This window comes from Bradyrhizobium sp. CCBAU 53340 (assembly GCF_015291645.1).
Taxonomy (GTDB): Bacteria; Pseudomonadota; Alphaproteobacteria; order Rhizobiales; family Xanthobacteraceae; genus Bradyrhizobium.
Map to the genome: position 1 here is coordinate 6,270,068 of NZ_CP030055.1, position 13,114 is coordinate 6,283,181.

12 protein-coding genes are annotated in these 13,114 nt (G+C 64.4%); 5 read left to right on the forward strand and 7 right to left on the reverse strand.

The features are described 5' to 3' along the window. Positions 1 to 189 precede the first annotated feature (189 nt). Entirely contained in the window at positions 190 to 1,002 is an 813-nt protein-coding gene (locus XH89_RS29655) for a hypothetical protein (protein ID WP_194463888.1), read from the forward strand. Between the two features lie 176 nt (positions 1,003 to 1,178). Next, a complete protein-coding gene (locus XH89_RS29660; protein ID WP_194463889.1) occupies positions 1,179 to 1,532 on the forward strand; it encodes a hypothetical protein in 354 nt (117 codons plus the stop codon). Here XH89_RS29660 and XH89_RS29665 read toward each other — a convergent pair whose 3' ends face one another. Next, positions 1,533 to 2,174 carry a tetratricopeptide repeat protein gene (locus XH89_RS29665; RefSeq protein ID WP_194463890.1) on the reverse strand — a complete coding sequence of 214 codons (642 nt, stop codon included), beginning with the start codon at positions 2,172 to 2,174 and terminating at the stop codon, positions 1,533 to 1,535. Positions 2,175 to 2,309: 135 nt separating this feature from the next. After that, positions 2,310 to 3,266, reverse strand: a complete 957-nt coding sequence (gene htpX, locus XH89_RS29670) for a zinc metalloprotease HtpX (RefSeq protein WP_194463891.1) — start codon at positions 3,264 to 3,266, stop codon at positions 2,310 to 2,312. Between the two features lie 183 nt (positions 3,267 to 3,449). On the opposite strand from htpX, the gene XH89_RS29675 reads away from it, so the two are divergent. From XH89_RS29675 to XH89_RS29685, 3 genes are all read left to right on the forward strand, one after another. Further along, positions 3,450 to 4,751: a lytic murein transglycosylase gene (locus tag XH89_RS29675; RefSeq protein ID WP_194463892.1), complete on the forward strand. Its 1,302-nt coding sequence runs from the start codon at positions 3,450 to 3,452 to the stop codon at positions 4,749 to 4,751. A gap of 109 nt (positions 4,752 to 4,860) precedes the next feature. After that, positions 4,861 to 5,364 carry a DUF1993 family protein gene (locus XH89_RS29680; RefSeq protein ID WP_194463893.1) on the forward strand — a complete coding sequence of 168 codons (504 nt, stop codon included), beginning with the start codon at positions 4,861 to 4,863 and terminating at the stop codon, positions 5,362 to 5,364. 178 nt (positions 5,365 to 5,542) lie between these two features. Beyond that, entirely contained in the window at positions 5,543 to 6,643 is a 1,101-nt protein-coding gene (locus XH89_RS29685) for an alkene reductase (protein WP_194463894.1), read from the forward strand. Between the two features lie 124 nt (positions 6,644 to 6,767). Here the strand turns inward: XH89_RS29685 and XH89_RS29690 are convergent, their stop codons facing one another. The 5 genes from XH89_RS29690 to XH89_RS29710 are packed head-to-tail and all read right to left on the reverse strand — an operon-like array spanning position 6,768 to position 13,114. Beyond that, positions 6,768 to 8,333, reverse strand: a complete 1,566-nt coding sequence (locus XH89_RS29690; RefSeq protein WP_194463895.1) for an aldehyde dehydrogenase family protein — start codon at positions 8,331 to 8,333, stop codon at positions 6,768 to 6,770. Positions 8,334 to 8,361: 28 nt separating this feature from the next. Beyond that, complete coding sequence (locus XH89_RS29695) at positions 8,362 to 9,519, reverse strand: alpha-hydroxy acid oxidase (protein ID WP_194463896.1); 1,158 nt, start codon at positions 9,517 to 9,519, stop codon at positions 8,362 to 8,364. 7 nt (positions 9,520 to 9,526) lie between these two features. Then, positions 9,527 to 10,402 (reverse strand): IclR family transcriptional regulator, encoded by an 876-nt coding sequence (locus XH89_RS29700; RefSeq protein ID WP_194463897.1) that lies wholly within the window; start codon positions 10,400 to 10,402, stop codon positions 9,527 to 9,529. A gap of 15 nt (positions 10,403 to 10,417) precedes the next feature. Continuing rightward, positions 10,418 to 11,323, reverse strand: coding sequence for a 4-hydroxy-tetrahydrodipicolinate synthase (gene dapA / locus XH89_RS29705; protein ID WP_194463898.1), 906 nt, complete (start codon positions 11,321 to 11,323; stop codon positions 10,418 to 10,420). 33 nt (positions 11,324 to 11,356) lie between these two features. Further along, entirely contained in the window at positions 11,357 to 13,114 is a 1,758-nt protein-coding gene (locus tag XH89_RS29710) for an ABC transporter permease subunit (protein WP_194468671.1), read from the reverse strand.

A 13,114-nucleotide genomic window follows, 5' to 3' on the forward strand; every position in this document is an offset into this window, starting at 1 on the left:
GTGGGAGATGTTACGCCGAAGCGCGCCGCCGATCTACGGCTTGGTTAACCCTGCCCTAACCCACTGCCGTGATCTGCAACCCAGGATTAAGCGCGCCTCAACATCGGCGCCTTAGTCTCGCCCCACTCACTTTTCGCAAACAAGAGCAGCCTGTCCTGCCGCGTGAAGTGACATCAGGGGGTTTTCATCATGCGCATTGCGTTGCTGCTGACCGCGACCATTGCCGGCGCGCTGTTCGCCACTCCGTCCAACGCCGGCTCGCTCGACGTCGCATCCGCCGATGCCGCGAAGGCGCTGCCGCCCGGCTTCCAGAGCTACCGCGGCTACATGTTCGACATGTCGGAGGCGTCCGATCGCAAGGACCTCGACAAGCTCACCGACAATCTCAAGCAGCAGATCGACGTCGTCGAGGCCGCCGGCCTGTCGCCGCGCGTGATGCGCTTCTTCCGCACCGTCCCGATCATCGCGAGCGAGCTCGCCTGCCTCGACGAAGGCGCCGCGACCGCGTGCTACGGCCGGGTCACGCCTGACGTCCAGCGCACCACGCCGCGCACGCTCACCGTGTGGGACCACGACAAGCAGCGCTGGACCAATCCGAATGCCGTCGACCTCGCGGTCGATTCCGGGCTTGGCGTGATCATGGTCCGGCCGGACATGATGCGTTACGAGAAGGAGGCCGTGCTGCTCCACGAGATGCTGCACGCCTATCATGCGCGGCTGCTGCCCGACGGCTACGCCAACAAGGGCGTGATCAGCTATTACGCCTACGCCAAATCCAAGGACCTGTTGCCCAAGGAAGCCTATGCGATGAAGAATCACATGGAATTCTTTGCGGTGACCGCCAGCATCTTCCTGACCGGAAAGAGCGACTACCAGGACCCCAAGACCCGCGACACGCTCAAGGAGAAGATGCCCGACTATTACAAATATCTGGTCGGTGTGTTCGGCTTCGACCCCGATCCCGCGGCAAACGCGAGCGGACCGGTTGCCTCGCTGAAATAAGGCCGAGACCGCGCTCCAGCGCCAGACCAATGCCAAAAGCCGCGCGAAAATGCGCGGCTTTTCCGTTTTGGCAGCCGGAAGCTGCGGATGACGGCCTTCCGGGAATTGCCAAGGAGGGGGCTGATCTGCATAGTCCCGCCGCATCGATTGAGACTGTTTCGAAGAGGATGGAAGACATGGCGGACGCCGACCTGGATGTCGTGATCCGGCAACTGGCCAGACAGCTGCATGCGGGCCTGATGTCCCGCGCCAAGGAGCGGCGCGATCGCTTCACCGGCCTTGCGGCCAAGGCCAAGGGCAAGGAGACCGGCACCCGCTTCAAGATGATGGCCAAGGTCACCATGGAGCAGGCCGCCGCTGCCGCAAGGCGCCTGCAGATGTCCGCCGACAACGTCGCCGACAGCTACGCTCGCGCGATGCGGCTGGCGGCCAGCACGCCTGTCGAGGTGAAGGCGGAGAAGCCGGCCAAGGAAAAGCCGGTCAAGAAGGCTGCGAAGGCGAAGAAGGCCAAGGCCAAGAAGGCCAAGTAATCACCGCAGCGGTGTGGCGACCTGGGTCGGTTCGGCGTGCGTCAGCTCGGCGAGCTTGGCGCGCGCGGCATCGCGTGCGCGACCGTCCTTGCCGGGAGGCAGCGCGAGGGCGGCTTCGAAATCGGCGCGCGCATCATCGGCCTGGCCGCGGGCGAGGAATGCAAGACCGCGATCGAGGCGGGCCTGCGGGTCTGACGGATCGAGACGGACCGCCGTGCTGTAGCTCAGGATGGCGCGGTCGAGATCGCCCTTGGCGGCGAGCGCGAGCCCACGCTCGCGATAGGGCGCGGCGGGCTTGGGATCGAGCGCGATCGCCTCGTCATAATCGGCAATCGCAAGATCCAGTTCACCGTTTTGCCGGTAGGCCAGCGCGCGGTCGCGATAGAGCGAGGCGCGGTTGGGATTGAGGTGGATGGCTTCATTGAAATCGGCGACCGCCCGGCCACTGTCGCCGTGACGCAGCGCGATCCGTCCGCGCCCCTCATAGGCGAAGGCGATCAGGGAGCCGCGAAACGGCGAGAAGCCGATCACGGCCGAGCAGATGTCGGGCTCATCCTCATCGCCGCAATTCACGACCGTATGGGTGGACAGGCCGACGGCCACGCCCAGGACGATCAACAATGACATTGCGGCTTTGGTCATCTTCGACGGTGACCGGCGACAAGCCGGCCACGCATCCCCTTTCGAAGGAACATTCTCGGTGAGGTGTTAACACCGGCCGGGGTGGTTCTCTGTGCGCCAGGTCACAAAGCCGGGCAAAATCCGACCGGTTCCGCATCAGCCCCAAGGCCCGCGTGAGGATCCGTTGGAGGGACCGCGCGAGGACGAGCGGCCCCAGGGTCCCTGCGGCGGATAGTTCTCGTTGGCACCGACCGACGGCGCGGCCCGCGGCCCCAGCTCGGCCGCGAGCTGGTGGAGTGCAGCGATGCGATTCTCGGTCGAGGGGTGGGTGGCGAAGAGATTGTCGACGCCATGGCCCGACAGCGGGTTGATGATGAACATATGCGCGGTCGCCGGATTCCGCTCGGCATCGAAGTTCGGCACCTGATGCGCGGCGTTGTCGATCTTCACCAGCGCCGACGCCAGCCACATCGGCTGGCCGGCAATGCGCGCGCCGAGATTGTCGGCGGCGTATTCGCGGGTGCGGCTGATCGCCATCTGCACCAGCATGGCCCCGAGCGGGGCGAGAATCATCATCAGGATCGAGCCGACAATGCCGGGCCCATTGTTGTCGCGGTTGCCGCCGAAGAACATGCCGAACTGCGCCAGCATGGAGATCGCGCCCGCAATGGTCGCGGTGATGGTCATCAGCAGCGTGTCGTGGTTCTTGATATGGGCGAGCTCATGCGCGATCACGCCGGCGAGCTCCTCGCGGCCGAGCTGGTTGATCAGGCCGACGGTGACGGCGACGGCGGCGTTCTCGGGATTGCGGCCGGTCGCGAACGCGTTGGGCTGCGCCTCGTCCATCACGAACACGCGCGGCATCGGCAGGCCGGCGCGGCCCGCAAGCTCGGCAACGAGCCCGACCAGCTCCGGCGCGCTTTGGCGGTCGACCTCATGGGCGCCGTACATCGAGAGCACCGCGCGGTCGGAGTTCCAGTAGGTCAAGAGATTGGTCGCGGCGGCAATGACGAGCGCGATCATGGCGCCGCCCGCGCCGCCGATCAGATAGCCCACGCCCATGAACAGGGCCGTGAGGCCTGCAAGAAGCATTGCGGTACGAAGATAATTCATGGCCGTCTCCCGGGCCGGTCACGAGCACTGGGGCGTTGATGTCCGGCAGACATGAGGTAGGAATGACCCCGGCCGGCCTGCAAGGTTTCAGGGTGCGTCGCGGAGCCGCGGCACTGGTTTGGACCGGATCATTCCATTAAACTTCGTCCAGAATCCAAGCGTCTCCTCCCTTCCGGAAACCTCATGTCCAAGACCCGATTTGTGATCGCGGCCGCCGCTCTTCTCACGCTCTCCCTTCCGGCCTCCGCCCAATTCGCCCCACCGCCCGCACGGCCTGCCGCGCCAAAGGCCACCGCGCCCTCGCCGCGCGCAGCATCGTGCCACGCCGGAGCGAGTTTCGATCGTTTCCTCGCCGACGTGAAACAGCAGGCCGTTGCCGCGGGCGTGTCGCAACGAACGATATCGGAGGCTTCGCCCTATCTCATCTATGACCAGGGCATCGTCAACCGCGACCGCGGTCAGCGCGTGTTCGGCCAGCTCTTCACCGAATTCGCCGGCCGCATGGCCGCGCCCTATCGCATGCAGAACGGCCAGCAGCACATCAAGCACCACGCATCAGCATTCGCACGTGCCGAGAAGGAGTACGGCGTGCCGCCGGCGGTGATCGCCGCCTTCTGGGGGCTGGAGAGCGACTTCGGCGCCAACATGGGCAATCTGCCGACGCTGAAATCGCTGGTGTCGCTGGCCTATGACTGCCGACGTTCCGAGATGTTCGTGAACGAGACCATCGCGGCGCTGAAGATCATCGATCGCGGCGATCTCACGCCCGACGAGATGATCGGCTCCTGGGCCGGCGAGCTCGGCCAGACGCAGTTCCTGCCGACGCACTACGTCAACTACGCCGTCGACTATGACGGCGACGGGCGGCGCGACCTCCTGCGCAGCGAAGACGACGTGATCGGCTCGACCGCCAACTACATCGCCAACGGATTGAAATGGCGGCGCGGCGAGCCCTGGCTGGAAGAGATCAAGGTGCCGCAAAACCTGCCATGGGATCAGACCGACCTCAGCGTGCAGCTGCCGCGCTCGAAATGGGCGCAGTTCGGCGTCACCTATCCCGACGGAAGGCCGCTGCCGAACGACAATCTCGCAGCGTCCGTGCTGCTGCCGATGGGACGCTTCGGACCGGCCTTCATGGCCTATGCGAATTTCGCGGCCTATACCGAATGGAATAACTCGCTGATCTATTCGACCACCGCGGGCTATCTCGCCACCCGCATTGCCGGCGCGCCTCCGATGCGCAAGGCCAGCGGGCCGGTCGCGCAACTGCCGTTCAACGAGCTCAAGGAATTGCAGCAGCTCTTGGTGCGCGCCGGTTTCAATGTCGGCAAGATCGACGGCGTGCTGGGCCAGCAGAGCCGCACCGCCGTAAAAGCGATGCAGATCAAATACAGCCTGCCGGCCGATTCCTGGCCGACCGCCGAGCTCCTGGCCCGCATGCGCGGCGGCACGGCACAGGTGCAGCCCCAGGCGACGGTGCGGTAGAATTTTCGCACCGCACAAGCCATTTTCGCGATTGTATTATTCCATGAGGCTCCCATGTGAGTGGCTCAGGTTTTCGCCTGAGATCTCCCATCATTGAAGCGAGCATCACATGTCCTTCTACGACGCCGTCGTCCCCGCCTATTTGCAAATGCTGAACAGCTTGACCGGCCTGCTCTCCAAGGCCGAGGCGCATTGCGCGGCCAAGAAGATCGACCCGAGCGTCATGCTCGGCTCGCGCCTCTTCCCTGACATGCTGCCGCTGTCGAAGCAGATCCAGCTTGCCAGCGATTTCGCTGCCAAGGGCTGCGCCCGGTTGACTCATAGCGAGCTGCCTTCGATGCCCGATACGGAAAAGACGTTCGAGGAGCTGAAGCAGCGGCTCGCCAGGACCATCGACTATGTGAAGTCGTACAAGCCGGAGCAGTTCGAGGGCGCCGACACCAAGGACGTGACCTTCCCGGCGGGACCGGACCGGACCATGACACTCAAGGGCCAGCAGTTCTTCAGTGGAGTCTCGCTACCGAACTTCTATTTCCACGTCACGACCGCTCACGGCATTATGCGCCACAACGGCGTCGAGATCGGCAAACGCGATTTCCTCGGCGCCAACTGATTTGCTGGATCGCACGACCGCGTAGCGGAATTCTGCTGCCGCGGCCGAAAATGCAGATGAATCATGCTGCGCGGTGCCTGCCGCGCAGCTCGCCTGCACTTTCCGAATGGCTCATCCCTTGCGCCTGATGTCGCAATGCACAAGTGTTCCAGACCTCTTAACCCCTGGAAGCACATCAATGAGCCGTCCGACCAAATTGTTTGAGACCTACAAACTCGGCCCGATCACGCTGGCCAACCGCCTCGCGATGGCACCGCTGACGCGCAACCGCGCCGCGCCCGGCACCTTCGTCCCCTCGCCGCTCGCGGCCGAGTACTATGGCCAACGCGCTTCCGCGGGCCTCTTGATCACCGAAGCGAGCCAGGTCTCGCAGCAGGGCCAGGGCTATCAGGACACTCCCGGCATCTACAGCAAGGATCAGGTCGCCGGTTGGCGCAAGGTGACCGACACGGTGCATGAGCGCGGCGGCAAGATCTTCATCCAGCTCTGGCATGTCGGCCGCATCTCGCATGTCGACCTCCAGGCAGGTGGCGCAGCCCCGGTGGCGCCGAGCGCAATCCGCGCCAAGGGCAAGACGTTCGTGAACGGCACCTTTGCCGATGTCTCCGAGCCCCGCGCGCTCGAGCTCTCCGAAATTCCCGGCATCATCGACGATTTCAAGCGCGCCACCAGGAATGCGCTCGAGGCTGGCTTCGACGGTGTCGAGATCCACGGCGCCAACGGCTATTTGCTCGACCAGTTCGCCAAGGACGGCGCCAACAAGCGCACCGATGCCTATGGCGGCTCGATCGAGAACCGCGCGAAATTGATGCTGGAAGTCTCCAGGGCCGTCGCGGCCGAAGCCGGCGCCGATCGCACCGGCATCCGCATCTCACCGGTGACGCCCGCCAACGATATTTCGGATTCCAACCCGCAGGCGCTGTTTGACTACATCACCGACGGCCTCAACGCGTTGAAGCTCGTCTATCTCCACGTTGTCGAAGGCGCCACGGGCGGCCCGCGTGACTTCGCGCCGTTCGATTATGGGTCCTTGCGCAAGCGCTTCTCCGGCACCTACATGGCCAACAACGGTTACGATTTCGATCTCGCCAGCAAGGTACTGGACGCCAACGCCGCCGATCTGATCGCCTTCGGCAAGCCGTTCATCTCCAACCCCGATCTGGTCGAGCGGCTGAAGCAGGGCGCAACGCTGAACGATTGGGACAAGAACACGTTCTACGGCGGCGGCGCCAAGGGGTACACCGATTACCCGACGCTGGCGGCCGAGCCGGCGGAGTAGGTCCACGTGATCGCTGTCATGCCCCGCCTAGTTGCGCAATTGCGCACGGGGGCGGGGCATGACAGTACGCCCCGGCCTCGCATAGCGGCGATGCGTATGCGCTCCAGATGCACTTTTGGATCGGTCACACCACGTCGAACTTGACGCCTTGAGCAAGCGGGAGCGTGCGGCCGTAATTGATGGTGTTGGTCGCTCGCCGCATATACGTTTTCCACGCGTCGGATCCGGACTCGCGTCCGCCGCCGGTCTCCTTCTCGCCGCCGAAGGCGCCTCCAATCTCCGCGCCGGATGGGCCGATATTGACGTTGGCAATGCCGCAATCGGAGCCACGCGCCGACAAAAATGTTTCCGCTTCGCGCAGATCGTTGGTGAAGATAGACGACGACAGCCCCTGCGGAACCGCATTGTGCAATTCGAGCACGGCATCGAAATCGCGATACTTTATCACGTAGAGGATCGGCGCAAAGGTCTCGTGCTCCACCGGTCCGGTCTGCGCCGCGATTTCGACCAGCGCCGGGCGGACATAGTAAGCGTCAGCCGCCCCTTCGATGGCAATGCGCTCGCCACCCTGGACTTGCCCTCCGGCAGCGTTCGCAGCCTCGAGCGCACTCTGCATCGCGCGATAGGCCGCGCCGTCGATCAGCGGACCGACCAGGTTACCGCCTTCCAGTGGAGAGCCGACGGTCACGGATGCATAGGCCTGCTTCAGGCGCGGCACAAAGCTGTCGTAGACGCTCTCGTGGACGAAGAGGCGACGCAACGTCGTGCAGCGCTGTCCCGCCGTTCCCATCGCGGCAAAAGCAACGCCACGCAGCGTGAGATCGAGGTCGGCCGTCGGCGCGACGATCGCCGCGTTGTTGCCACCGAGCTCGAGCAGCGCCCGGGCGAACCGGCTGGCGAGCCGCGGACCCACCGCACGTCCCATCGTCGTGGAGCCGGTGGCCGAGACCAGCGGCACCTTCGCATGGTCGACGAGCACCTCGCCGATCGCACGGCCGCCGAACAGCACCGCCGCGAGACCCTGCGGCGCGCCTCCGCCGGCGTCATTGAAGCGTTTGAGCGCGCGCTCAAACAGGGCGTGTGTCGCAAGCGCGGTCAGCGGTGTTTTCTCCGACGGCTTCCAGACGAGGCTGTTGCCGCACACGAGCGCCAGGGCTGCGTTCCAAGCCCACACGGCGACAGGAAAATTGAACGCAGAGATGATGCCGGTGACGCCAAGCGGATGCCAGCTTTCCATCATGCGATGCTCGCCGCGCTCAGTCGCGATCGTCAGGCCGTAGAGCTGCCGCGACAGGCCGACCGCGAAATCACAGATGTCGATCATTTCCTGAACCTCGCCGAGACCTTCGGAGACAATCTTGCCGACCTCGATCGACACCAGTCGGCCCAGAGCCTCTTTGCTGGCGCGCAGTTCCTCGCCGAACAGCCGCACGAGCTCCCCTCGTTTGGGTGGCGACACCAACCGCCAGCCGAGGTACGCCGCGTGCGCCTGTTCGATCACGCCGCCAGCTTTGGCTGCGCCGATCTCCATGACGCGGCCAATGATCCCGCCGGTGATCGGCGTACGAACGACGAGGGTGCCCTCGGTATAGTCGGAGCGCTTGACGCCGAGCGCGGCGAGAAGCCTGTCGACTTCGCCGGCAAGATCGGGATTGGCGGTATGCGTCTGCGGTGCTGATTTGACGGACATGGCGGTTTTCCAAATGTTGCAGTTGATCTTAGTTCCGTAGCGCGATCGCGCGCCCATTCCGCAAGGCCGGAATGCAATGTGCTCCCAGGAAAGCCATGGCGGTATCCATCTCGCACAGGACCATGCGCAGGACGGCTTCGGCGCCCGCCTCTCCGCCGGCCGCAAGACCCCACAACGGCAAGCGGCCGAGAAGCACGGCTTCCGCGCCCAGCGCAAGATATTTGAGGACGTCGGTGCCGCGCTGGACGCCGCTGTCGGCCAGAATCGTCAGACGCCCCTTCACCGCGCCGACAATCGCCGGAATGCAATCCACGGGGGCTGGCAGACAATCGAGATTGCGCCCGCCATGGACCGAGACCACGATGCCATCGGCACCGATCTCGACCGACTTTTCGGCATCCTCCACCGCGAGCACGCCCTTGATGGTGAGCTTGCCTGGCCAGATCTCGCGCAGCCAGCGCATGTCGTCCCAGCTCAGCCGAGGCTCGAGCCGGACCGCCTCGGCGATATCAACGCGGGTGATGGCGGTGCGAAATGCGTCCGGATAGTGACCGTAGCTCGGCACGCCCTCGCCCATGAGATAGCGCGCGAGGACCCCGAACAGCCAACCTGGATGCAGTGCCACGTCAATCATGCTGCGCAGCCTCGGCTTGAAGGGAATGCCGAAACCGTTGCGAGCATTATACTCCCGGTTCGGCGAGACCGGCGTATCGACGGTGACGAGCAGGTTGTCGCAACCGCAGGCGCTCGCACGCTCCAGGAGGCGTGCGGTCAAGGCGCGATCGCGCCAGACATAGAGCTGGAACCAGAGCAAGGCATCCGGCGCGCCGCGCCGGATCGTCTCCACTGATGTCACCGATTGCGTCGAGATGCAGACGGGAATGCCGACGCGCGAGGCGGCGCGAGCAAGCTTCGTCTCTCCATCATGCGAAACGAGACCGGCGAGCGCCGTCGGCGCGACAACGAGGGGCGCGGCGATCCTCCGGCCGAACAACACCGTGTCGAGATCGCGCCGGTCGTGCCCCGTCAGCACCGCGGGCAGCAAGGTTATGGCGTCAAGCGAGGCACGCAGGCGCGTCAATGCGGTTTCGTCCTCCGAGCCGCGATCGATGTACTCGAACAGCCCGCGCGGGAGGAATCGTCGCGCGCGGCGGCGATAATCGCTGGCATTGAGGAGCATCGACATCGGCGTTTCAGGCCGCGTAGCGTTTGAACTTGGACTTGGAGATCGAGGTTGCGGCGACGTGAACGTGCTGAACGAGCTCGGCCTCGACACGCTCCGTGGTCCAGCGCGTCGTAGGCACGGAGATGTTGACCGCGGCGATAGGCCGCCCGTGCTCGTCGATGATCGGCGCCGCAACGGAAATATCGCCCATGACGCTTTGGTTGATCTGGATCGAATAGCCGCGCTTGGCGGCGAGACGCACCTGCTCCGTGAGCTTACCGGAATCCGTGATCGTATAGGGCGTAAGTGGCTCAAGCCGCGTACGCTTCAAGAGGTTCTGTTGCTCCGCCTCAGGAAGGGCCGCCAGGATTGCGATGCCGGAGGCCGTGAAATAGGCCGGCAGCCGGCTTCCGATCACGAAATCGATATGGATCAGGTGCTGCCCGGGAAAGCGCGCCACGAACACGACCTCGTGGCCGTCGAGCTCATGCAGGTTGCAGGTCTCGCCGAGATTACGGCTCATGTCGAGCAGATAAGGCGAGGCTTTGTCGATGAGCTCGTTGGCCTTGAGATAGCTGTGCGAGAACTGCAGCACTTTCGATGTGAGGCCGTAATTGCGCGTGCCCTCGATCCGCTTGAGATAGCCGAGCGTCTCCAGCGTATAGACCAGGCGCTGGGTGGCGCTACGGTCGAGTTCGGCGGCGCGCGCAATATCGGCGAGCGTCATGTAGCGCCGCGGCCCGTCGAAGGCATGCAGAACCTGGAACGCCTTCTCGGTCGAGCCGACGAACAGGGACGAGCGTGCCGGTTCGATGCCCTTCTCGATGCGCTTTTCTGCGCGAGATTTATCCGAGCTCTTGGCTTTTACAGCCTTCCTTGATCCGCCCTGGCCGCTACGCGCCATGTCGTCGTCCTTTCGTCACCCAACGTTTTCGGTGAGCGCCAGCTGCTTCTTCAGCTCAGCACGGAATGCCGAGACCAGCGCCGGCGCCGGCTGTACCAGCGGGGCCAGCATGCGCGGTGCGTCGACGCCGATCATCTCCATCACCGCCTTCATCGGCCCCGGATTGGTTTCGGCAAACGCCATGTTCATGAACGGGATCAGGCGCCGGTGCAGGCGCAGCGCCTCTGCCGTGCGACCCGCAATAGCCGTCTCGTAGATCGCGCGCCAGGCGCGCGGCAGAAGACATGCGGTGACGACGATGCCGCCAGTCGCGCCCGCCGCCAGATGCAGCGGAAACAGGCTGTCCTCGCCGCTCAGCACCGCAAAGCTCTCGTCGACACCCGCCACGACCTGAAGGAAATGGTACATGTCGAGATTGCACGCCTTCATACCGATGATGTTGGGATGCCTGGAGAGCTCATGCAGGATCCTGGGCTCGATCGCGATCCGGGTGCGATAGGGAATCTCGTAGATCAGGACAGGCACCGGCGAAGCATCGGCATAGCGCAGGAAATAGTCGCGAACGCCCGCCTGAGTCGGGTTGGTATAATATGGCGTAAGAACCAGCAGGCCGTCCACGCCCTCGGCTGCGAATTCACGGCCCGCCTGCAAGGCATCGTGGAAGCCGGTGTCGAGCACGCCCGCGATGACCGGGCCCTTGCCCGCCATCGCCTTCACCGACAGGCCAGCCATCTTGATCCGCTCGGCTCTGGCCAGCGCGCCGTATTCGCCGGTGCCACCGAGCGGCACCACGCCGTCGATGCCGTGCTTGTTGAGCCAGTCGAACATAGAAGACACCGCGCCGGCATCGATGGTGTCGTCGGCCTTGACCGGGGTCGGAACGGCCGGGAACAGGCCGCGGAGATTGATGGCAGTGAGCATGACGCGAGAACCTCTGGTTGAACGGCGGCGCTTCTATCTCGCGGCGGCACGCCGGCGCAGGCGTTCGGCGACGAAGATGAGAAGCCCCATGAAAACGAACAGGCAGGTCGAGACGGCGGCGATCGTGGGTGAGACCTGAAGCGTCACCTCGTCCCAGAACTGTTTCGGCAGCGTCGCGTTGAGACCGCCGGTGGCGAACAGCGCGATGGTCAATTCGTCGAACGAGGTCGCGAACGCAAACAGGAACGACGACATCATGCCGGCGCCGAGGATCGGGAAGGTAACGAAGCGCAGCATCGCGAACGGGCGCGCTCCAAGGCTCTGCGCGGCCTGATCGAGCCGCGTGTCGTAATTGCGCAGCACGGCCATCATGGTCATGACCACGTAAGGCACGGCGACGACGGTGTGGCCGAGAACGAGGCCGACGGCGCTGCCGACGAGGCCGATGCGCGCGAAGACGTAGAACAGGCCGACCGCGATGATCATGCGCGGCACCACGATCGGCGACAGGATGAAGGCGAGCCACGCCGCCTTGCCGCTGATATCGCTTCGCACCAGCAGGAACGCGGCCGGCGTGCCGATCAGCATGGCGAGCAGGCCGGTGCCGATGCCGACCAGAAGAGAGCGCAGCAGGGCCTGGGTCCAGACCGGCGAGTTCAGCACCGTCTCGTACCAGTGCAGAGTAAAGCCCTGCGGGGGCCAGTTCAGGCCGCCGGTGCCGAATGACAACGGAATCATCAGAATCGTCGGGGCGCTGATGATGAGCAGCATGGTCCAGACGAAGGCCTGCAAGCCGAGGCCAGCCTTGTCAGGGTTGCGGTCGCGGCGGCGCGACGGCCACAGCAGAATGATCCGGTCCGAGATGGCGCCGAGCAACGTGAGCAGCGCATCGCCCATCTTCGTGACCGGTCCTGACAAACGCGACGGCTTTGCAGTGCGGGCTGCGGATGCGCCGGTCATGGTCGACAGGCCGAGCAACCGGTCATAGGCGGCAAAGACGACGAGGACGACGACCAGCAGCAGCACCGAGATCGCACCGGCGAAGCCCCAGTTCATGGTCTGCTGGACCTGGTCGATGATGAGCTGCGTGATCATAGTCTCGCGGCGTCCGCCGAGCAGCGCAGGAACGATGAAGAAGCCGATCGCGGTGACGAACACCATGATTCCGGCAGCGGCAACGCCGGGCAGCGACAGCGGAAAATAGATCTTCCAGAACGCCATGCCCGGACGCGCCCCGAGCGTGGCGGCGGCGCGCGGCAAATTGCGGTCGATATTCTCCATCACCGAGAGCATGGTCAGCACGGCAAGCGGCAGCAGCGCATTGACCATGCCGACGAGGACGCTGCCGAAATTGTAGAGCAGGCTCGCAGGGCTCGAGATGATGCCGAGCGAGAGCAGCAGCTTGTTGATGACGCCGTTCCGGCCGAGCAGTACGATCCAGGCGAAGGCGCGAACGAGAAAGCTGGTCCAGAACGACAGCAGCACCCAGAACAGCAGCGTCGCCTTGCGCTCCTTGCCGACGACCGAGATCAGATAGGCAATCGGATACCCTGCGACGACGCAGACCAGCGTGGTGGCCAGCGAGATCTTCAGCGTGATCAGGAGAACGTCGAGATAGACCGTTGAAGCAAAGAGCTGGCGATATGGCGCCAGCGTGAAGCCATTGTCGCCATAGACGCTGAGCAGCAGCAGCTGGCCGACGGGATAGATCAGGAACAGCACGAGCAGCAGCACCAGCGGCGCGCCCATCGCGACCCGCGTCCAGGCCAGCCTCTGCGATATCGCGCGCAT